21 protein-coding genes are annotated in these 20,960 nt (G+C 63.0%); 11 read left to right on the top strand and 10 right to left on the bottom strand.

Features of this window, described 5'->3' with window-relative positions:
* Window positions 1–51: 51 nt before the first annotated feature.
* Window positions 52–435 (bottom strand): hypothetical protein, encoded by a 384-nt coding sequence (locus AB0323_RS22405; RefSeq protein WP_366179294.1) that lies wholly within the window; start codon window positions 433–435, stop codon window positions 52–54.
* A gap of 135 nt (window positions 436–570) precedes the next feature.
* Between AB0323_RS22405 and AB0323_RS22400 the strand changes: the two genes are divergently transcribed.
* Genes AB0323_RS22400 through AB0323_RS22375 form a run of 6 tightly spaced genes read left to right on the top strand, consistent with a single transcriptional unit; the run spans window position 571 to window position 7,304 of the window.
* Window positions 571–2,115 carry an amino acid permease gene (locus AB0323_RS22400; RefSeq protein ID WP_366179293.1) on the top strand — a complete coding sequence of 515 codons (1,545 nt, stop codon included), beginning with the start codon at window positions 571–573 and terminating at the stop codon, window positions 2,113–2,115.
* Between the two features lie 58 nt (window positions 2,116–2,173).
* On the top strand, window positions 2,174–2,908 hold the full coding sequence (locus AB0323_RS22395; RefSeq protein ID WP_366179292.1) for an FCD domain-containing protein: 735 nt from the start codon (window positions 2,174–2,176) through the stop codon (window positions 2,906–2,908).
* Window positions 2,905–4,305 (top strand): glutamine synthetase family protein, encoded by a 1,401-nt coding sequence (locus AB0323_RS22390; protein WP_366179291.1) that lies wholly within the window; start codon window positions 2,905–2,907, stop codon window positions 4,303–4,305. The genes AB0323_RS22395 and AB0323_RS22390 overlap by 4 nt, the downstream gene beginning before the upstream one ends.
* A gap of 4 nt (window positions 4,306–4,309) precedes the next feature.
* Window positions 4,310–5,116: a gamma-glutamyl-gamma-aminobutyrate hydrolase family protein gene (locus AB0323_RS22385; RefSeq protein WP_366179290.1), complete on the top strand. Its 807-nt coding sequence runs from the start codon at window positions 4,310–4,312 to the stop codon at window positions 5,114–5,116.
* Complete coding sequence (locus AB0323_RS22380) at window positions 5,113–6,477, top strand: aldehyde dehydrogenase family protein (protein ID WP_366179289.1); 1,365 nt, start codon at window positions 5,113–5,115, stop codon at window positions 6,475–6,477. Before AB0323_RS22385 ends, AB0323_RS22380 begins: the two co-directional genes overlap by 4 nt.
* Before the next feature lie 56 nt (window positions 6,478–6,533).
* A complete protein-coding gene (locus AB0323_RS22375; RefSeq protein WP_366179303.1) occupies window positions 6,534–7,304 on the top strand; it encodes a 3-oxoacyl-ACP reductase in 771 nt (256 codons plus the stop codon).
* Here AB0323_RS22375 and uraH read toward each other — a convergent pair.
* Entirely contained in the window at window positions 7,301–7,642 is a 342-nt protein-coding gene (uraH, locus tag AB0323_RS22370; protein ID WP_364541830.1) for a hydroxyisourate hydrolase, read from the bottom strand. The genes AB0323_RS22375 and uraH overlap by 4 nt on opposite strands.
* Window positions 7,639–8,169, bottom strand: a complete 531-nt coding sequence (gene uraD / locus AB0323_RS22365) for a 2-oxo-4-hydroxy-4-carboxy-5-ureidoimidazoline decarboxylase (protein WP_364541827.1) — start codon at window positions 8,167–8,169, stop codon at window positions 7,639–7,641. Before uraD ends, uraH begins: the two co-directional genes overlap by 4 nt.
* 367 nt (window positions 8,170–8,536) lie before the next feature.
* Here uraD and AB0323_RS22360 point away from each other — a divergent pair, with 367 nt between their 5' ends.
* On the top strand, window positions 8,537–9,631 hold the full coding sequence (locus AB0323_RS22360) for an aminotransferase class V-fold PLP-dependent enzyme (RefSeq protein WP_366179288.1): 1,095 nt from the start codon (window positions 8,537–8,539) through the stop codon (window positions 9,629–9,631).
* Between the two features lie 142 nt (window positions 9,632–9,773).
* On the opposite strand, the gene bcp is transcribed toward AB0323_RS22360, so the two are convergent.
* The 7 genes from bcp to AB0323_RS22325 form a co-directional block, all read right to left on the bottom strand.
* A complete protein-coding gene (gene bcp, locus AB0323_RS22355) occupies window positions 9,774–10,241 on the bottom strand; it encodes a thioredoxin-dependent thiol peroxidase (protein ID WP_284983164.1) in 468 nt (155 codons plus the stop codon).
* 67 nt (window positions 10,242–10,308) lie between these two features.
* Window positions 10,309–10,875 carry a winged helix-turn-helix domain-containing protein gene (locus AB0323_RS22350; RefSeq protein WP_366179302.1) on the bottom strand — a complete coding sequence of 189 codons (567 nt, stop codon included), beginning with the start codon at window positions 10,873–10,875 and terminating at the stop codon, window positions 10,309–10,311.
* Window positions 10,876–10,999: 124 nt separating this feature from the next.
* On the bottom strand, window positions 11,000–12,361 hold the full coding sequence (gene allB / locus AB0323_RS22345; protein WP_364541821.1) for an allantoinase AllB: 1,362 nt from the start codon (window positions 12,359–12,361) through the stop codon (window positions 11,000–11,002).
* Window positions 12,354–13,577, bottom strand: coding sequence for a glycerate kinase (locus AB0323_RS22340; RefSeq protein WP_366179287.1), 1,224 nt, complete (start codon window positions 13,575–13,577; stop codon window positions 12,354–12,356). Before AB0323_RS22340 ends, allB begins: the two co-directional genes overlap by 8 nt.
* Before the next feature lie 22 nt (window positions 13,578–13,599).
* Window positions 13,600–15,390 (bottom strand): glyoxylate carboligase, encoded by a 1,791-nt coding sequence (gene gcl / locus AB0323_RS22335; protein ID WP_366179286.1) that lies wholly within the window; start codon window positions 15,388–15,390, stop codon window positions 13,600–13,602.
* Between the two features lie 147 nt (window positions 15,391–15,537).
* On the bottom strand, window positions 15,538–16,416 hold the full coding sequence (locus AB0323_RS22330; protein ID WP_366179285.1) for a 2-hydroxy-3-oxopropionate reductase: 879 nt from the start codon (window positions 16,414–16,416) through the stop codon (window positions 15,538–15,540).
* A 118-nt stretch (window positions 16,417–16,534) separates the two neighbouring features.
* Window positions 16,535–17,338: a TIM barrel protein gene (locus AB0323_RS22325; RefSeq protein WP_366179284.1), complete on the bottom strand. Its 804-nt coding sequence runs from the start codon at window positions 17,336–17,338 to the stop codon at window positions 16,535–16,537.
* Window positions 17,339–17,601: 263 nt separating this feature from the next.
* Here AB0323_RS22325 and AB0323_RS22320 point away from each other — a divergent pair, with 263 nt between their 5' ends.
* The 4 genes from AB0323_RS22320 to AB0323_RS22305 all read left to right on the top strand — a co-directional run bounded on the left by AB0323_RS22320 (window position 17,602) and on the right by AB0323_RS22305 (window position 20,578).
* Complete coding sequence (locus tag AB0323_RS22320) at window positions 17,602–18,249, top strand: hypothetical protein (RefSeq protein ID WP_366179283.1); 648 nt, start codon at window positions 17,602–17,604, stop codon at window positions 18,247–18,249.
* Window positions 18,250–18,614: 365 nt separating this feature from the next.
* On the top strand, window positions 18,615–18,737 hold the full coding sequence (locus AB0323_RS22315; RefSeq protein WP_366179282.1) for a hypothetical protein: 123 nt from the start codon (window positions 18,615–18,617) through the stop codon (window positions 18,735–18,737).
* A gap of 965 nt (window positions 18,738–19,702) precedes the next feature.
* On the top strand, window positions 19,703–19,978 hold the full coding sequence (locus tag AB0323_RS22310) for an uberolysin/carnocyclin family circular bacteriocin (RefSeq protein WP_366179281.1): 276 nt from the start codon (window positions 19,703–19,705) through the stop codon (window positions 19,976–19,978).
* 156 nt (window positions 19,979–20,134) lie between these two features.
* Entirely contained in the window at window positions 20,135–20,578 is a 444-nt protein-coding gene (locus tag AB0323_RS22305; protein WP_366179280.1) for a hypothetical protein, read from the top strand.
* Window positions 20,579–20,960 lie beyond the last annotated feature (382 nt).

Below are 20,960 nucleotides of genomic sequence, written 5' to 3'. Positions count from 1 at the left end.
CGCATGATGTTGGCGTGGTACTTTCCCCCACGCGGTATTGTGACCGGGATCCTATGCCTCGGCCTCGTCCCCTGTCGGATTGGGTACGGACTCGACGACGGCACGCCGGGAGCGCCGCACGCTGACCTTGTCCAGAACGAGGGCCGCGATGGCACCGAGCAGCACGCCGCCAGCGGCAAAGGTCACAAGGAAGAACCCGAAGACCGCGCCGGCGTCGAAACTCTCGTCGCCGGGGATCCCGTAGGCCACGAACGCTGCAACGATGATGCCGAGCACTCCGCCCAGGCCCATGAATGGAACGAACTTCGGCGCACGGCGGACCGTGATCCCCCGGCGTTCGGGAGCGCCGTCCCCGGACCTGGCGTTGTGCGCCGTGCTGTTTGGTGACGTGCCGCTTTGTGACGTGCCGTCGATGTTCGACTCCTCAGAAACCATGCCTTCCAGACTACCGTTTCGAGGAGGATGGTTTGTGGTCTGAAGTCAGACCATTGACAGATTGGTGTGAAGTGGGTCACTATCGATGCGAGCGGTGTCGGCCCGTTCCCCCTTCCGTTAAGAAAGAGAATAATCATGAGTGATCGTTCTACGGCAGCGAAGGTGCAGGCTGTGCAAGACGCAGATGCTGCGGCCCTCGCCGAGCTTGGCTACAAGCAAGAGCTACATCGCGGCATGTCCGGCTTCTCCAACTTCGCAGTCTCGTTCTCCATCATTTCAATCTTGGCTGGCTGCATCACCTCCTTCAGCATTGCGCTCAAGTCCGGCGGCCCGGCTGCCATCAACCTGGGTTGGCCAATCGTTGGCCTCTTGGTCCTGTGCGTGGCCCTCTCCATGGCCGAAGTTTGTTCGCGATACCCCACAGCCGGTGGCCTGTATTTCTGGGCAGGCAGGCTCGCCAAACGCAACAAGAGGGCCTGGGCCTGGTACGTCGGTTGGTTCAATTTCCTCGGTGAAGTGGCCGTCACGGCCGCAATCGACTTCGGTTGCGCCACAACAATGATGGCTTTCGCCGCGTTGACTTTCGGCGTCGAGCCCACCGCCGGCGCTACTTTTGCCCTGTTCGTCGTCCTGATGATCATCCACGCACTGCTCAACAGTTTCGGCGTCAAGATTGTCAGTTTCCTCTCCAATGTCTCCGCTTGGTGGCACATTGTAGGCGTCGCGATCATCGTGGCCGCGCTGTGGATCATGCCCACGAGCCACCAGTCCTTCAACTGGACCATGACGGCGTGGCACAACGAAACCGGCTTCACCTTCGGCCCGTATGTCTTCCTCATGGGCCTGCTCATGTCCCAGTACACCTACACCGGCTACGATGCTTCGGCCCACGTTGCCGAAGAGACCAAGAACGCAGCCATCGCGGCCCCCAAGGGGATTGTCATGAGCGTCGTCGTCTCCATCATCGGCGGCTGGATTCTGCTGTACTCACTCGTCGCGGCGATCCCGAACGGCTCAGAGGACGGCCTGACCACCCTTGCAGCTACGTCAACAGGCTTGCCGCCCGCGCAGATTTTCCTGGATGCACTGGGCAACCCCGGCGTAGCGAAGTTCCTGTTAGCTATCGTGGTAGGCGCACAGTTCTTCTGCGGCATGGCGTCAGTGACCGCCAATTCGCGCATGACCTACGCGTTCTCCCGGGACAACGCACTGCCGGGTTCCCGCATCTGGGCCAAAGTCAACGCCCGGAGCGGCACCCCGACAAATTCCATCTGGCTCTGCGTTGGCTGCGCCATTGTGCTCGCTTCGCCTGCCCTGTTCAACACGACCGCGTATTTTGCCGTGACGAGCGTCGCCGTCATTGGCCTCTACATCGCGTACATCACCCCCGTACTCCTCCGCAGGCTCAACAAGAGCTTCGTGCCGGGTCCGTGGCACCTGGGGAAGTGGAGTCCCGTCATCAACTGGATCGCGATCGTGTGGGTCGCCATCATCGTGATTCTCTTCGTTCTTCCGCCCGTGGCAGACATCACCATCGACACCTTCAACTACGCGCCAATCGCCGTCGTGGTCGTCTTCCTCCTTGCCACGGTGCTTTGGTACACCACGGGGCGTCGGACGTTCATGACGAGTGCCGAACAGGAGCACCTCACAATCGACGCAGATAAGCTGCTCAACTAGCACAACAATGGGCCGCCGGCGGTTCTTCGCCGGCGGCCTCCCAGCCAGGAAGGTCGCCATGTTCCTCGTTGAACCGATTGAATCCCCACTGTTGGAGACGGTCCTGCTGCCCGTGCGCGGACACATGGCCTTCGAGTCGTGCGTCGAGCACCTGGGATCGGCAATTCAGTTGGGGATCTTCAAGACCGGCGAACGACTCCCGCCCGAGCGCGACTTGGCCGAGCGCATGCAGGTCTCCCGGGCCACGCTGCGCGAAGCGATCAGCGCATTGCGCGCGGCCGGTTTCGTCACGACCGTCCGCGGGAGGGGCGGCGGAACCATCGTGGAACCGGTCGGCAACGCCCGTCCGCCCGAGCGTCCGGGCAACAAGGACCGGCAGGAGGAAATCAGCGACATCCTCATCTTTCGCTCGGTGATTGAACCCGGGGCCTGCCAGCGGGCGGCCTCCATGCGGCTCAGCGAGGACCAGCGCCGGCTTCTGACCGATTCCCTGGCCGAGGTTGAAAACGCGGGTTCACCGGTGGAATACAGGCAAGCTGACGCCCGCCTTCACCTGGCTTTCTCCGCTGTTGCGGGGTCGTCCGAACTCAACAAAGCCAGCACCACCATCCAGACCAAGATCCACGAATTCCTGGCAGAAATCCCCTTTCTGCAGCGGAATATCGAACATTCAAACCAAGAACACCGATTGATAGTGCAGGCCATCCTCGACGGCGAGCCTGCAGCGGCCCGAAGCGTCATGGAATTGCACTGCGAGTCCACTGCCGCACTACTCAAGGGACTACTGAAATGAGCAGCACCATGAACGACATTTCGAACACAGTTCACCCTCGCAATGACCGTATGCTCACCGTTGAGCAACTCAAGGCACAGATTGGCGAGGGCGCCATAGACACCGTGATTCTCGGCTTCACCGACATGCAGGGCAGGTTGCAGGGCAAGCTCCTCCACGCGCAATTCTTCCTGGATTCCGTCCTGGAGCATGGCACCGAAGGCTGCAACTACCTCCTCGCCGTTGACACCGAAATGAACACCGTGGATGGCTATGACATTTCCTCGTGGGAAAAGGGCTATGGAGACATGCTCTTCGACATGGATCTGGACACCATCCGCGTCCTTCCCTACCGCGAGGGGAGTGCGCTGATCCAGTGCGACCTGTCCATGACCGACGGTACTCCGGTCTCCGTTTCACCCCGCGCCATGCTCAAGCGCCAGACGGCCAAGGCGGCCGAGCGCGGTTGGAAGGCACTTGCCGGAACCGAACTTGAGTTTGTGGTCTACAACGACTCCTACGAGCAGGCATGGGACCTGGACTACAAGCACCTCACACCTGCCAACCAATACAACGTGGACTACTCGCTCCTGGGATCCGGCCGCGTGGAACCCCTGCTTCGCAGGATCCGGAACGAGATGTACGCGGCGGGCATGACCGTGGAATCCGCCAAGGGTGAATGCAACTTCGGACAGCACGAGATCGCATTCAAGTACGACGAAGTGGTCACCACGGCGGACAACCATTCCGTCTACAAGACCGCGGCCAAGGACATCGCCCATGACATGGGCCAATCCATCACCTTCATGGCCAAGCCCAACGAGCGCGAGGGCAATTCCTGCCACATCCACCTGTCCCTGCGCGGACTCGACGATGAGCTGGTCTTCTGGGACAAGGCCACCGGCGGCCGCACCAAAACCTACGATCAATTCATCGCCGGAGTCCTCGCGACGATGCGGGAGTTCACGCTCTTCTACGCTCCCAACATCAACTCCTACAAGCGGTTCGTCAAAGGCTCGTTCGCCCCGACGGCGGTCGCCTGGGGCCTCGACAACCGCACCTGCTCGGTGCGCCTCGTAGGGCATGGCCAAAGCGCACGGCTGGAAAACCGGCTGCCGGGTGGCGACGTCAACCCTTATTTGGCATTGTCGGCCATGCTGGCCGGCGGGCTCTACGGAATCGAAAATGAGCTCGAACTCGAACCGGCAACCCTCGGCAACGCTTACACTTCGGGCGCTCCCACCGTGCCGACGACGATGCGGGAAGCGCGGGATCTGTTCGCCAACTCCGTGATCGCCAAGGAAGTCTTCGGTGAGGAAGTGGTTCGGCACTACGTGAACTACGCCGACGTCGAACTGGCAGCTTTTGAGTCCGCCATCACGGACTGGGAGCTACGCCGCGGGTTTGAAAGGCTGTAGGGCAATGACTCGGAATCAGACGCCTGCCCCGGATCCAGGTTCGAGCCCACGGCCTCGGATCGCCCTGACCACCTACCTGCAAGACGCGAAATGGGGGGTTTGGGATGCGCGGGCAGCGGTGCTGCCGGCGACATATTTGGAAGCCGTCGTGGCGGCCGGGGGCACCCCTCTTCTTTTGCCGCCTATCGGTACGGATACCTCCGTACTTGACCTCGTGGATGGCCTGATTGTGGTGGGCGGAGCCGACGTCGACCCCGGAAATTACGACGCCGAGCCTCACCCAAGCACTCGCAGCCAGCCCGCCAGGGACGAGCACGACATCGCCTTGACGCTGGCCGCATTGGAGAAGGGGGTTCCTCTGTTCGCCATCTGCCGCGGCGCGCAAATCCTGAACGTGGCCTTGGGCGGAAACCTCATCCAGCACGTGCCGGATGTGCTGCCCGAGGCTAACTACCAACCCGCACCTGGGGTCCACGGCGAAGTCGAGTTCCGTACCCGGCCGGGGAGCATTATCGCCGAACACCTGGGCGAGCGGGCATCGGCGCCTGTTTATCACCACCAGATTCTCGACCGGGTTGCCGAAGGGCTGTGCGTCACGGCGTACGCGGCGGACGGCACGATCGAGGCCGTCGAGTCGACCCAAGGAAGCTGGGCGTTGGGCGTTCAGTTCCACCCTGAACAAAATCGCTCCGACTTGCGCCTCTTTGAAGGTTTCGTTGAGGCTGCCAGAAGGTACCGGGACGGCGAGCCTGGCGCTGAGCGCGTCGACCCAACGACGGAATTCAAACCGACAGAAAAGAGCTGGGCGTGAGTGCCACAACTTTTGACATCATCAATCCGGCCACCGAGGAATTCCTTCAAACTGTTGAACTCGCATCCCTCGCCGAGACCGACGCACTGATTGCACGCGCGGCTGGCGCCTTTGAAACCTGGCGGAAGGTGTCGCCATCGGACCGGGCACTGCTCTTGCGCCGGTTCGCGGCCGCCGTCGACGCCGATCTGGAGAACCTCGCACAACTGGAAGTCCGCAATGCCGGACACACGGTCGGCAATGCCCGCTGGGAAGCGGGCAATGCGCGTGACGTCATCAGTTACTACTCGGCGGCCCCTGAGCGGCACTTCGGGCGGCAGATCCCCGTTGCCGGAGGCCTCGATGTGACGTTCCACGAGCCATTGGGCGTTGTCGGCATTATCGTGCCGTGGAACTTTCCCATGCCGATCGCGGCGTGGGGCTTCGCCCCGGCCCTCGCGGCAGGCAACACGGTGGTCCTCAAGCCAGCGGAACTTACGCCCCTGACGGCGATGAGGCTGGGCGAGTTGGCGCGCGAGGCCGGCCTGCCCGACGGCGTGCTGACCATCATCCCGGGGAAGGGCTCCGTGGTGGGGGAGCGCTTCGTGACCCACCCCGCGGTGCGAAAGGTCGTCTTTACCGGGTCCACCCGGGTTGGCAAGCAGATCATGGCCGGTTGTGCTGATCAAGTGAAGCGGGTGACGCTCGAATTGGGAGGCAAGAGCGCGAACATTGTGTTCGCCGACTCCGACCTTCAGGCGGCAGCTGCAGCAGCTCCCGGTGGTGCGTTCGACAATGCCGGCCAGGACTGCTGTGCAAGGTCCCGAATCCTGGTGGAAAAGTCCGCCTACGATGCTTTTCTTGAGCTTTTGGAGGCCGCCGTCCGGGCTGTCAAAGTCGGCGACCCGGGTGACGAGAGTACCGTCATGGGGCCCCTGATTTCCGCCCGGCAAAGGGAAACCGTCGCAGGCTTTGTGCCCTCGGGCGCGCCCATAGCCTTCCAGGGCGAGGTGCCCGAAGGGCCCGGTTTCTGGTTCCCGCCCACAGTCCTGGCCCCCGACTCCTTCGACGACCCGGCGGTGCGTGAGGAGATCTTCGGACCGGTCGTCGTCGTCGTTCCTTTCAACGACGAGGCGGACGCCGTGCGGATCGCCAATGACACCGAATACGGTCTCTCCGGCTCCATCTGGACCCAAGACGTTGGCCGGGCCTTGCGCGTGGCCCGCGGGGTGGATGCCGGAAACCTCTCGGTGAACTCCCATTCTTCAGTCCGGTATTCGACGCCGTTCGGCGGCTTCAAGCAATCGGGCCTGGGCCGCGAGCTGGGTCCTGACGCGCTTGATTCCTTCAGCGAAGTAAAGAACGTCTTCATCGCGCACTGAACCCACCAAACTTTGGAAGCCCCATCATTCAAGGAGAGATCACCATGACCGAATTCATTTCAAACCGACTCAAGGACCGCACAGCCGTCATCACCGGCGGCGGCAGCGGGATCGGCCTGGCCACGGCAAAGCGTTTCGCCTCGGAGGGTGCCAACGTGGTCATCGCCGATATCGATCCGGCAGCCGGAGAAGCAGCCGCGGCTGCCGTCGATGGCATCTTCGTGAAGGTCAACGTCACGGACGAACGGGAAGTCATCGACCTCTTCGCCGCGGCCAAGAGCCACTATGGCAGCGTGGATATCGCCTTCAACAATGCCGGCATCTCGCCGCCGGACGACGCTTCCATCCTGGACACCGGAATCGATGCCTGGCGCCGGGTCCAGGAGGTAAACCTGACGAGCGTCTATTACTGCTGCAAATACGCGCTGCCGTACATGTTGGAGCAGGGCAAGGGCTCGATCATCAACACCGCGTCCTTCGTGGCAGTGATGGGTGCGGCAACTTCGCAGATCTCCTACAGCGCTTCCAAGGGCGGCGTGCTGGCGATGACCCGCGAGCTGGGCGTCGAGTTCGCGCGCAAGGGTGTGCGGATCAACGCACTGTGCCCCGGACCGGTCAACACCCCTCTACTTAAGGAACTCTTCGCTTCCGATCCGGAGCGGGCAGCGCGCCGCCTGATCCACGTGCCCTTGGGCCGGTTCGCCGAGCCCGAAGAACTGGCCGCTGCGGTCGCCTTCCTGGCAAGCGACGACGCCTCGTTCATTACCGCGTCGACCTTCATGGTTGACGGCGGCATCTCGGGAGCCTACGTGACCCCTATCGACTAGCTGCCGCGGTACGTGGAGAACGCGAAGGGGCTGAGCAGGAGCGGCACGTGGTAGTGCTCGCCGGCGTCGGACACCGTGAAGCTCAAGTCCACTTCAGGGAAAAAGGTGTCCACGCCTTGGGCCTTGTAATACGGACCTGTTGCGAAGTTCAGTCGGTAACTGCCGCCGTCGACCCTCTCAGGACCCAGGTCCTTGATCCGGCCGTCCGCATCGGTAGTGCCGCTAGCCACGGGCCTCCAGTTGTCGCCGTCGCGCACTGACAGCACGACGGCGACACCGGCCGCCGGGCGTCCGGAACCGGTGTCCAGGATGTGGGTGGTTATCTGGGAAACGCTCATTTGTTGGACACTCCTTCGTTGCTCGCGCTGGTTTCGCTGATGACGCCGGCAAGGCGCAGTAGTGCGATTTCGCGCAACTGGCCAGCCACGATGACGTCTTCTTCTTCCGCGGTGTGGCCCAGGCGCTCCTGGAGGGAGGCCAGGATTTCCTTGGCTGTCCGGCCCGCGGCGCGGATCAGGAAGACGCGGCCGAACTTTGCCTCGTACTCGCGGTTGCCTTCGGCCAAAGCGGTGACGACGCCGTCATCGCCGGGGTCGACGCCGGCCTGTTCGGAGCGGGACATCGCGGCTTCGGTGGTCTGGGCCTTGGGCCGTTCGCCGATCCGGGGGTGGTGGGCCATCGCGGCCGCCACTTCGTCCGACGTGAAAGGCTCGGCGGTTTCCCGGGCGAAATCGAGCAAGGAGTCCAAGCCGCTGAAGGGGCGCGCATCTGCGATGTGCTCCACCCAGCGCTGGATGTCGAGGCATGGGCGGAGGACGTCGATGGCGTCCGCACGGTCCACGCTGTTGAATACTTCAAGCTGCATGCTTGTTCATTCCTCGTGCGAGTGCTGGCATCCATGGTGTTGGCTATGCGGAACTCCGGCGATTCCTGCCGGATGGACCTGCGCGCCTCCGCACCTCAGGTCTTCCACATCATGGAACTGTTATTTCAGCATACGTAATAGTGAATCCAATGACTGCCGTGGTGTCAAGAGAATACCGCACCACGGACCTCCCGCCCTGCCCTCCCTGAAACGCTCGCTCACCTTTGGGGGTGTTTCCCGAAACGCTCGCTCACCTTTGGGGGTGTTTACTGAAACGCTCGCTCACGTTTGGGGGTGTTTCCTGAAACGCTCGCTCACGTTTGCCGTCTAGTGGACAATGTCAGCAACGAGCCAAAGGAGTTCCGCCATGCCAGAGGTCCTGACTTCCCGGTATCTCTTCGGACCGGGTCCCAGCAATTGCTATCCGGAAGTGACCGCCGCGTTGGCGTATCCGGTGATCGGGCATCTGGATCCGGACTTCATAGAGCGCCTGGACCGGACATGCGAGGGGCTTCGAAATGTGTGGGGAACCCGGAATGCCCGCACCCTGCCGTTGAGTGCCACTGGATCCGGCGGCATGGAGGCTGCCTTCGTTAATACAGTGTCCGACGGCGACGTGGCGGTAATTGCCGTCAACGGGCTTTTCGGGGAGCGCATGTGTGAGGTTGCCCGGCGCTGCGGCGCCACGGTGGTCCGCGTAGACCATGAATGGGGCCGGCCCGTGGACGCGGAGCGGGTCCTCGCCGCGCACCCTCATCCCAAGGTTATTGCCGCCGTCCATGCCGAAACCTCCACAGGTGTCCTGTCCGACGTCGCGCCTTTGGGCGCCGGCAAAGGGGACGCCCTGCTGATCGTGGACGCCGTGACATCCATCGGCGGGCTGGAACTCCTGGCTGACGACTGGGGGATCGACGTCGGGTACGCCGGGACGCAGAAGTGTTTGGGAGCGCCCCCTGGCTTGTCCCCGTTCACAGTGTCCGAGCGTGCGTTCGAGCGGCGCATCAAAGAGCCGCGTTCGTGGTACCTGGATATCGGCCTTTTGGGTGGATACGTTGGCGCGGCGAGTGGCAGCCGGACGTATCACCATACGGCGCCCGTGACCATGATTGCCGGGCTTGAGGCCGGATTGGACCGCATCTTGGCCGAGGGGCTCGCGGCTGTTCAAGCGCGGCATCGTGCAGCCGGAGCCGAGTTGCGGGATGGCCTTGAAGCGATGGGGCTCGAGCTGTTTGCCGTGGAGGGCTCGCGATTGCCGAGCCTCACCACCGTCAAAGTGCCCGACGGCGTGGACTCGGCCGCCGTCCGCTCTTACCTTCTGAAGAACTTCAGTATGGAAATCGGCTCCGGGGCGGGCGCGTTTACGTCGACCGTTTGGCGGATCGGCATGATGGGTCCGAACGCCAACAGGGCATCGGTAAAGCTCGTCCTTGGCGCACTGGAAGAAGCGATCGCTAAAGCCTGATGCTCGCTCACCTATGACGGCCAAATCCCAAACGCACTCTCACTTCACACCGAAAAGTGCCGGTCATGTGAGCGGGCCTTGGCCCGGTCGGCCTTGTTTGTGAGCGGGCGTCGGGCCGGTCGGGCTTCTTTGTGAGCGGGCGTTACAGGCCGAGTTCGGCTTTGAGGGCTGCTACGTGGCCTTGGGCCTTGACCTGGTACTGGGTCAGCTTGACCTTGCCTTCGCCGTCGAGCACTACGGTGGAGCGGACTAGTCCGTCTACCACTTCGCCGTTCACGAGCTTCTCGCCCCAGGCGCCGTAAGCGAGGGCCACAGCGTGGTCTTCGTCGGAGAGGAGCGGGAAGGTCAGGGAGAAGTCGCCGGCGAAGCGTGCGATCTTTTCCGGCGCGTCGGGGGAGATGCCCAGGACTTCGTAGCCGGAGGACTGCAGGCTGGAGAGACTGTCGCGGAAGTCGCATGCCTCCGTGGTGCAGCCGGGGGTGGCGGCTTCCGGGTAGAAGTACACGATGACGTTGCGTCCGCGGTAATCGGACAGGGAGACCTTCTGGCCTTCGGAGTTAAGCAGCGCGAAATCGGGGGCCTGGGTTCCGGCGAGGAGTTTCTGGGTCATGTTGCGATCCTTGACTTGACGGGCAACCGCCGTGGCCGGCGATCAATCTGTAGGTGTAACGGGCTGCCTAGATGCAGTATTCCGCTGGTCCGCGGACTGTGGAGCCTGGTCCGGGCACGAACTGGTAGCCGCCTCCACGCACTGTGGCGATGACATGGCGGGCTGAGCCCAGCTTGCGCCGGACGCGTCCAACATACACGTCGATGGACCGAAATGCCGCGCCGGGACAGTCAAGTGACTCCAGAAAGCGTTGCAATTCTTCACGTGGGATGGGCCGGGACAGGTTTTCCACGAGGTAGCGGAGGAGGCTGTGTTCCATCGCAGTGAAGCTGACAGGGACACCATCGAGGAGCACGGTGTTCGCGGCCAGGTCCACTGCCACAGTGCTGCGTCGGCCGGCCAGGGCGACAGGCTGGCTGGCTTCGGCGCCGGGCGCGCCCGGATCGGAAGCCTCCTGACCGGAAGAATCACCGGAGGTTGCAGCTCCGGCGGCGGGCCAAAGGAGGACTTCCGCCCCCGGAGCAAGTTTGCGGGCCCGGGCCAGGACCGCTTCAGCGGCCCGGGCCCAAACCTCGGCATCGATCTCGCGGCCTTCGCCGGGCTGCACCCACACGGCCAGGCCGCGCGGGATCATCCCAGGGCGAACCAGCCCGGGCCGAAGCGCGGAGGGCCGGGCGGCGGGCTGGTGCCGCGAGGCGTTGAGCCGTGCGGGCAGTTGCCCGTACGGGGCGTGGACGTTGACAGCCATGGCTGTGGCCTTACACGCCGCCGCGGCGGATCAGCTTGCCGCTGGGCGTCCGGCCGTCGATCTCGCTGCCGCGCAGGTATGTTTTGCGTACGACGCCGGAGAGCGCCTTGCCGTCGTACGGGGTGATCGGGTTCTTGTGCTTGAGCTTCTTGACGTCGACGACGAACGCGTCGTCGGGCGCGAAGATGGAGAAATCAGCGTCGTAGCCGAGCGCCAGCTGGCCTTTGTTGTGGAGGCGGGCCAAGGCTGCGGGCTTCTCGGACATCCAGGACACCACTTGCTCCAGGGAGATGCCGCGGTGGCGTGCCTCGGTCCAGATCAACGAGAGCCCCAGCTGCAGCGAGGAGACGCCGCCCCAGGCTACGGCGAAGTCGCCGTTTTCCAGATCCTTCAGGTCAAGCGTTGAGGGGGAATGGTCCGAGACAATGCAGTCGATGGTGCCGTCCTGCAGGCCCTGCCAGAGCAGCTCGCGGTTGGAGGCCTCGCGGATGGGCGGGCAGCACTTGTAGGCGGTGGCGCCGTCGGGGATTTCTTCGGCCATGAGCGTCAGGTAGTGCGGGCAGGTCTCCACGGTGAGGTGCACGCCGTCGCGCTTGGCCGAAGCGATCATGGGCAGCGCGTCCGAGGACGAGAGGTGCAGGATGTGGGCGCGGGCGCCGGTCCAGCGGGCGCGTTCGATCACCTCGGCGATGGCCTTGTTCTCGGCGCCGCGGGGGCGGGAGGCAAGGAACGTGGAGTAGTGGGCGCCGCCTGGGTGGGGTGCGTGGTCGATCGCGTGGGAGTCCTCGGCGTGGACGATCATGAGGGAGTCGAAGGACTTGAGCTCGGCCATGTCCTCTTCCATCTCGTCCGCGTCCAGGTGCGGGAACTCGTCCACGCCGGAGTGAAGGAGGAAGCACTTGAAGCCGAAGACGCCCTCGTCGTGAAGCGGGCGGAGGTCCTTCTTGTTGCCCGGGATGGCACCGCCCCAGAATCCGACGTCCACGAACGCCTGGTCCTCGGCAACTTCGCGCTTGAGTTTGAGGCCTTCCACGTTGGTGGTGGGCGGGATGGAGTTCAGCGGCATGTCGATGATGGTGGTGACACCGCCTGCGGCCGCGGCGCGGGTGGCGGAGGCGAAGCCTTCCCATTCGGTGCGGCCGGGCTCGTTGACGTGCACGTGGGTGTCCACCAGGCCCGGAATGAGGGTTTCGTCGTCGCCGAGCTCGATGACTTCGGTGCCGCTGAGGCCGTTCCCCAGGGGTTCAATTGCGACGATCACGCCGTTGCGGACGCCGACTTCGCGGGCGGTGATGCCGGCGGTGGTGAGGATGCGCTGGCCGCGGATGACCAGGTCAAACGGGCCGTGCGTTGTGGTGGTTTCTTCAGACATGGAGTTGCTCCTTGGTCTCGGTTCGCGCTGCGTCTTGGGTGGGTGCCGATTTTTCAGACAGGCGCACGCCGATGTGCTGACCCAATTCTTCAAGCAGCGGCCCTGCTTCAGCTATACATTTCTCTACATTGGATTCGAGTTCAGTCAATGCGTGGACCGACTCGAAACCGGACTCCGTAAGTTGTTCCAGGCTCAGCGTACTGCGGCCGCAGACGGCAATCACGGGGATCCCTGAACGCGCTGCCGCCCGCGCCACGCCCATGGGCGTTTTGCCGAGCAGGCTCTGTTCGTCGAGGCTGCCTTCGCCGGTGATCACGAGGTCCGCGCCCGCGAGCCGCTGCTCGAGTTCGGTGAATTCGAGTACGACGTCGATGCCCGGCCTGCGTGCCGCGCCCAGCGCCGCGATGGCGATGTAGCCGACGCCGCCTGCCGCGCCTGCGCCCGGTGCCTGTGCGGCGTCCTGGGCTTCGGACCCGATTTCGCTGGTGAGCACCTGGACGAAGTGGGCCAGGGCCGCGTCGAGCGTGGCGACGTCTTCCGGCGTCGCGCCCTTCTGCGGTCCGAAGATCGCGGCAGCGCCCGTGCGGCCCAAAAGGGGATTGTCGACGTCGGACGCCAGGACGAACTCGGTGACCTCCAAACGGACGTCGAGGTTCGAGAAGTCGATCCGGTCCAGGCGCGCCAGTGCTGCGCCGCCGCCGGGGAGTTCGTTGCCGTCGGCGTCGAGGAGGGCCGCGCCGAGGCCCTGCAGCACGCCGGCGCCGCCGTCGGTGTTGGCGCTGCCGCCGACGCCGAGGATGATGTGCCGGCAGCCGAGGTCCAGGGCCGCGCGGATGAGTTCGCCGGTGCCCTGGCTTGTGGAGCTTTTGGCCGTTTCGGTGTTCGGGGCGCTCCCGTCGCCGAAGCCTGGCAGCACCGCAAGTCCGGAGGCCGCGGCCATTTCGATGACGGCTTCCTCGCCGCGGACGGCGAACTCGGCCGTGATCGGCTGGCCGGTGGGCCCGGTGACCGTCGCGCGGCGGCGGGTGAAGCCGGAGCCGACGGCGGCGTCGAGAGTCCCCTCGCCGCCGTCGGCCACTGGAATGAGCGTGGTTTCAAAGCCCTCGCCCGGGCGGCTGGCGGCAAAACCTGCCCGCAATCCCGTGCCCAAGCGGCTGGCGACCTCGGGGGCTGAGAGCGATCCCTTGAACTTGTCCGGGGCTATGACCACACGCATTCCGTACCTCCTTCAGTACTTACTAGTCCAGCAGGGCGATGATCGCCGTGGGGGCGTCCTCGCCGCGCTCGGCCAGCTCTTCGAACTCGTTCACGCCGTTGATTTCAACGCCCATGGAGATGTTGGTGATCTTTTCCAGGATCACTTCAACCACCACGGGAACCTTGAACTCGTCCATGAGCGCCTTGGCCTTGTCGAACGCGGCAGGCAGGTCGGACGGGTCTTCCACGCGGATGGCTTTGCAGCCGAGGCCTTCGGCAACCTTGACGTGGTCCACACCGTAGCCCGCTGCGGTTGCAGAGAGATCAGTGCTGTTGATGTTCTCGAACGCCAGGGACACGTTCTGTTCCATGTTGAAGCCGCGCTGCGACTGGCGGATCAGGCCCAGGTACGAGTTGTTCACCACCACGTGGATGTACGGCAGGTTGAACTGTGCGCCCACGGCAAGTTCTTCGATCATGAACTGGAAGTCGTAGTCACCGGACAGGGCAACAACGGTCTCGTCCGGCTTGCCGCGGACAACGCCCAGCGCCGCCGGACATGTCCAGCCCAAGGGGCCGGCCTGGCCCGCGTTGATCCACTTGCGCGGGCCGAAAACGTGCAGCAACTGCGCGCCGGCGATCTGCGAGAGACCGATGGTGGACACGTAGGTGGTGTCCTTGCCGAAGGCCTTGTTCATCTCTTCGTACACGCGCTGCGGCTTGATCGGCACGTTCTCGAAGTGGGTCTTGCGCTGTAGGGATCCCTTGCGTGCGGTGCACTCGGCGACCCACGCGGAGTAGTCCGGCAGGGACTTGGCTGCCTGGCGCTCGCGTGCCAGCTCGATCAGCCCGTCCAGCGCCGCACCGGCGTCGGACGCGATGCCGAAGTCCGGCGAGAACACGCGGCCGATCTGCGTGGGCTCGATGTCGATGTGCACGAACTTGCGGCCGGCCGTGTAGGTGTCCAGGCCGCCGGTGTGGCGGTTGGCCCAGCGGTTGCCGATGCCGATCACGAAGTCCGAGGCCAACATGGTCTCGTTGCCGTAGCGGTGCGAGGTCTGCAGGCCCACCATGCCGGCCATCAGCTCATGGTCGTCCGGGATGCTGCCCCAGCCCATCAGGGTGGGGATGACCGGAACGTTGAGCAGTTCGGCCAGTTCAACCAGCTGCGCGGAGGCGCCTGCGTTGATGATGCCGCCACCGGCAACGATCAGCGGGCGTTCGGCTGCGGTGAGCATGTCGAGTGCCTTTTCCAGCTGCTTGCGGCTGGCCTTCGGCTTTTCGACGGCGATGGGCTCGTAAGCGTCGATGTCGAACTCGATCTCCGCCATCTGAACGTCGAACGGCAGATCCAGCAGGACCGGGCCGGGACGGCCGGAGCGCATCAGCTGGAAGGCCTTCTGGAAGGCTCCGGGAACCTGGCCCGGTTCCAGGATGGTCATGGCCATCTTGGTGACCGGCTTGGCGATGGACTCGATGTCCACGGCCTGGAAGTCTTCCTTGTGCAGCTTGGCAACGGGCGCCTGGCCGGTGATGCAGAGCATGGGGATGGAATCTGCCCAGGCTGCGTACAGGCCGGTGATCATGTCCGTTCCTGCGGGGCCCGAGGTGCCGATGCAGATACCGATGTTTCCGTCCGCTGCACGGGAGTAGCCGTCAGCCATGTGGCTGGCGCCTTCAACGTGGCGGGCCAGGGTGTGGCGGATGCCGCCGTGTGCCCGCATCGCGGAATAGAAGGGGTTGATTGCCGCGCCTGGCAGGCCGAACGCCTCGATGGCGCCTTCCTTTGCCAAGATGGCGACGGCTGCGTCTACAGTGCGCATCTTCGTCATGGTGTGCTCCTTGAAAAGTCTGTCTTGCCCGCTACGGGCGGTTTTTGGGTGTGTCTGGGGGAGCCGGCGTCGGAAGTGCCCGACGCCGGCTGCTGGTTTTCGCTTGTTTCCGCCTTTTGGGGCGGGCGGCTTACTTGCGGCCCGGCTTTACTTTCGACCGGAGAGCTGGAGGACCTGCTTGAAGAGTCCCGAGTGGTCGAGTCCGCCGTCGCCCTGGTTGACAGTGGCGGCGACGAGCTGTGCGACGACGGCGCCGAGCGGGATTGCGACGTTGGCTTCGCGGGCTGCAGAGGTGACGATGCCGAGGTCCTTGTGGTGGAGGGCCAGGCGGAAGCCGGGGTCGAAGTTGCGGTCGAGCATCTTCTGGCCCTTCTGCTCGAGGACCTTGGAGCCGGCCAATCCGCCGCCGAGGACCTTGAGGGCCGCGTCCGTGTCCACGCCGTAGGCCTCAAGGAAGGCGATGGCCTCGCCGAGGACCTCGATGTTGACGGCCACGATCAGCTGGTTCGCTGCCTTGACGGTCTGGCCGGAGCCGGAGGGGCCGACGTGGACGATGGTCTTGCCGACCGCGTTGAGGACATCCTGTGCTGCTTCGAAGTCGGCCGCGTCGCCGCCAACCATGATGGACAGGACGGCGTCGATGGCGCCCTGTTCGCCGCCGGACACCGGTGCGTCGAGCGGGCGGATGCCGGCTGCCTTGGCGTCCGCGGCGAGGCGTACTGCGACGTCCGGGCGGATGCTGCTCGCGTCGATCCAGAGCGCGCCCTGCTTCGCGTTCGCGAAGACGCCGGCCTCGCCGCTGACTACGCCTTCGACGTCGGGGGAGTCCGGCACCATGGTGATGACGACGTCGGCGTCCTTGACGGCATCGGCGATGCTCGTGGCACCCTTGCCGCCTTCAGAGACGAGCTTGTCGATCTTGTCCTGGCTGCGGTTGAAACCGGTGACGGTGTGGCCGGCCTTGACCAGGTTGATGGCCATGGGAAGGCCCATGATTCCGAGTCCGATAACTGCAACGTTGCTCATGATTTTCCTTACTGAAGTCTGTTTTAGCTCAGGTGTGCTGGACCCAACTAGCTCGCAGTTGATGTCGTTTTGAGGGCTCTAAACGACATCAACTGCTACCCAGTTGGGCAGGTGGGGACTAGTGGGAGTTGGCGCGCTGGCGGATGGCCCAGCTGAAGGCCGTTTCCTGCGGTTCCTTGTACTCGAGGCCGATATAGCCTCCGTAGCCGAGTTCGCGGCTGCGGGCGATCCATTCGCCGAGCGGAAGCTCACCGGTTCCGGGAGCTCCGCGGCCGGGGCTGTCGGCGATTTGGATGTGGCCGAAGTCCTTCGCGTGGTTCTCGATGACGGCTGCGACGTCGTCCCCGTTGACAGCCAGGTGGTAAAAGTCGGCGAGGAGCTTGACGTTCGTTGCGCCGGATTCCTCCTTGACGCGGGCGATCACCTTGAGGGCGTCGGCGGCCTTGAGGAGCGGGTACTTGGGGGCGCCGCTCACGGGCTCGAGGAGGACTGTGCCGCCGATGCGTGCGACCCCTTCTGCGGCGCTGGCCAGGTTTTCGGCGCCGATGGCGTCCTGCTTCTCGGCCGATTCGCCGTCCACGCGGTTGCCGTAGAGGGCGTTGAAGGCCTTGCAGCCGAGCCGCTCGCCGATGCCTGCGACAACGTCGATGTTGTCCAGGAACTCGGAAGAGCGGGCGGGCCAGGAAACCATGCCGCGGTCGCCGCCGGGCATGTTGCCGGCGTTGAAGTTCAGGCCGGTGAGCTGAACGCCAGCGTCCTTGATGGCGTTCTCGAACTCGGTTACCTGGGCGTCCGACGGTACGGAGGTTTCAAAGGGCCACCAGAATTCGACGGCGTCAAAGCCGGCAGCCTTCGCGGCCGCGGGGCGCTCGAGCAGGGGGAGCTCCGTCAGGAGGATGGAGCAGTTCACTGTGTACGTCATCGTAGGTGTCCTTCCGGGAGGGCTTGGGATCCATCTTCCTCTTGGCTTGTTCTCTCGGGCCAGTTCGCCGTGGTGAGTTTCCGCTTTGTGGAATTTAGATTCTGCTTTATGAAAAGTTTAGGGAAGGAGAGGGTGGGAGTCAAGGGGTGTTCCGTCGGGAGGGGGTTTGGGATACCAAGTGGCGCTGTTGGGTGCGGTGGGATACAGATGATAAACATCATGCGCGCTCGCCGCGCGAAGGTTCCGGTCTCGGAACGCCGCGATTGGCGACGAAGTTCGATGTGTCGTGGTTGGCGGGGATCATTGCCTGGGCTGTCGCGGCGCAGGCTAGAGCGTCCTTTCGCGAATTGCTTGCTGCGGCCTGTTTCTTCGGCTACCGGAGCGAGATACTTCGTCGAGTCCGCGCTAAGCGGGTCTGGCACGCAGACCGTGAATTAATGCTCATCCTGATACCGCTGGGGCGGCGCGTGTGGTTTTCCGGCCGGGTGCCGCGGATCCTGCTAACTGGCTTCGCTTTCACGATCGTTCTCACGGGTATTGCTCCCTTGGCAGGGGCGATCGCTCTACCTCTTTTGATCATGCTTGCGGTGATCGGGTCTCTTCCGACCTTCCTTGAGCTGCCGTTCTCCCTGTCAAAGACCATGCGCCGTTCCCATGTGGCGGGCAAAACGTGGATAGCGTCGTTGGACGAGCCGGCATACAGTGTTGCGTGGCTCGCGAAGCGCGAAGGTGTCGAGTGGGGTGCAGGTGTGTCGTTTGCCAAGGAAGTCATTAAAGTAGCCCTGCCCCCGGCGACGCCGATCCCGGTATTACCGGCTAGCCCTAAAGGGGTTCGCTGTCTGCGTGCTCTTGGATTCACAGCGCTGGAGTACAAGGGGGAGGCTACGCGGGCGATGGTTCGAAGGACCTAAGCCGATTTGGTTGTGCCTAAGTCGAACTGTCTCGATCCAGGCCGGACGATGCCGCTCTACGTGTTCAACCTCGATTTACACGGAGAAGGGCCACCGACCACACGGAGATTGCTCGATTTCACACGGAAATTCAGGTCTCCTAGCACTGAGTTTCCGTATTTCTACACTGAGACGGCTTTTTTGGCGTTAGCCTCCTTCACAAGGACGGCCCCGAGCAATCGGGAATCGGAGCCGCTCCGGAGGATCAGTTGTCAGTGCGACAGGCAAGCTTATGGGGGTTGGGAATTGAAGCTGAGCCAGCAACAGACCTTTGCCGCAGCTGTGGGTCGATGGATTACCGGCGTCCAAGGGCCAAGGAACTTGCCATGAAAAGCAACGCCATCATTTGGCTTCTACTGGCGCTCATCTTTGGTCTCTACTCCGCATACATCTTTTCGACCATTCAGCGCGAATCACCGTGGAGCATCATTTCGGAGTCGTCCTCGTAATGGCTTCACTTATTTCGCTGTGGAAGTTCGTGCGCTGCGCCAAGGCATCAAAGATCGAAGGAAACGGTCAGTGATACCCGCGCCCCGATTGGTCGGCAGGCTTTCCGTTATACCGGTGGATATTGCCGCTGAGGGCGGCCGTCAGAGAGGAGGGACGTGCTCTACTACCTAGATGAACTCCTGACAGCAATGCGCGCGACTCCGGGCCGGCGTCGATATAACTTGATCAGCTGCGTCGTCTTCGTCGTGATCGCAGGCACTCTGTTCGTCGCTGGAGCGCCATTTCCCGTCTTTGTTGCCTTCTTTTGTGCTTCTTTCTTTCTCGACATCGCTCTCGTTGTCACGTGGGCCCGCAGAGACGCATTGGCGGCCTATCGCCAAACAGAGAGCGAACCCTAGAGCCTGTCTTTTTGATGACTTCCTCTGCTCACCAGAACCCGGAAGGTCCGACATTAACTTACAACTGGCGCTCGAATAGACGTTCATCCGCGCGCTTGCAATTGTGCTTGCTCCTTTGTAGCTGTTCTGGCTTGCTGCGTTTGGAGCGCATTGGGAGGAACTGCTCTATGAAGCCATGACCCTGGTGCATCAGGGCAAGCAAGCCGAAGCTCAAAGCCGTGTGTACATGCATTGGTGGCGGATGCATCAGTCCTGTTTTCCGGGGTGGTCGGCGTCGATGGCGCGGAACCACTGTGGCGTGTCCCGTGAAACACGGGCTTGGCCCCAAACCACCCCGTCCTCAATTCCGAACCCACAGCCTCAACGACGCTACGGGTTACTTATCAGCAACACGTAGACGAGACTCCATGAACGCGATTTACGCCTCCGTGTACGGCCTTTTTGCACGGAGATTTGGGTTTCGGACCACTGAGTTTTCCGATTTCACCACTGAGACGGGTAAAACATGCCTTTGGATTGTGACTGGGACCGGATCACCGGTCTCGGTCACAACCCAAGGAGGAATCATGGAAGCAACGATCCGCCCGTCCATCAAGTCGGTCACTTTCGCAACTGCGGTCAGCCTGGCAGGACTTGCCCTTGCCAGCGCGAGCGTCATGTACATAGCCGGAATGTTCGGCCTGTCGCATGCGTTCGCCTCACAGATCGTAAGTGCAATAGAAGTTGGCGGGATTGCCCTCGCCATCGTGATGGGGGTGCTTTCTGGCGGCATAGCAGCGGCAGTTATCGCGACAGCGCGCTGGGCGATCCTCCGATGGGGTAAGCGGGCAGCGATCGCGTAGCCGCAGCAACGACGGAACCGAAACTGCGCATGAGCGTCAGGAACGGCGATAAGCCATTGCTCCTCGTTGCGATGATGCTGTCCCTGGCTCATGCTTGCCGGATTCATCGTCGGTTTCCAAACGGACATCGCGATTCAATCCGAATCGCTTCAGCCTGTGTCCCCTGAAGCTGGCCTTACCTGGCTATCTGCGCTGGGACGGATTCTCGCTGCAAATGTACCCGCCTTGTGTCTCCTGTTTTCCGGCGTCATTACCGGGGGAGCCTCGACGCTGATCGCGTGGCCACTTACAGCAATCTACATCGGCTCCACGATGCGCCTCGGGCGGACCCACATGGGAATTGGTGAGGTGGTGGCCTCGATTTGGATTTATGCACCGGTCGAATTTCTAGGCCTTCTGCTCGGCGCCGGGGCTGGCCTCATTCCCGTCGTCGCCGCTATCCGGTCAGCTCTTTCCCCTTCTGAGGAGGCAGGACCGCTGCGGCAGTATGTCGCAAAGTTTCCATTGGCCCTGAAGATGTTCGGAATTGCTTGGGTCCTTGTCCTTGCCGCAGCCCTTCTCGAAGCCACAGTTCTAGCTACAAAAGGATTCGCCCCATGACGTCATATTCGTTGAGTGTGGAACAGCCGGCCGGAGATAAGCCCTCTCGGAGGCCGCGAAGAAATACGTCTCCTCTTGTTTGGTTGTGTTGCGCCGGGGCACTTTTGGGGCTCCTGCTGTTGAGGAGTCAACAGCTTCACAGAATCGTAGCAGGACAAGTAGCGCAGACTGATGCCGCTAGGGCGATTAGCGATCCTGCAGTTACCGAGCTCGCGGTGAATGTGGGGTTCTACGTCGGAGTCGTCCTCTCAACACTACTTTCGACGCTGTACTTTTCGCTGACATCCATCTCCGAGAGCACCTTCTTTCCCGGGCTAGAGCGTGGAGGACTCCGTTTCCGAGTCGGGCTACTGGGGTGCACCGCAATCGTGTCCATCCTGGG

This window comes from Arthrobacter sp. NPDC080031 (assembly GCF_040702485.1).
Lineage (GTDB): Bacteria > Actinomycetota > Actinomycetes > Actinomycetales > Micrococcaceae > Arthrobacter.
Note: the sequence above shows the minus strand (reverse complement) of the source record. Positions and strands in the feature narration are given on the sequence as shown.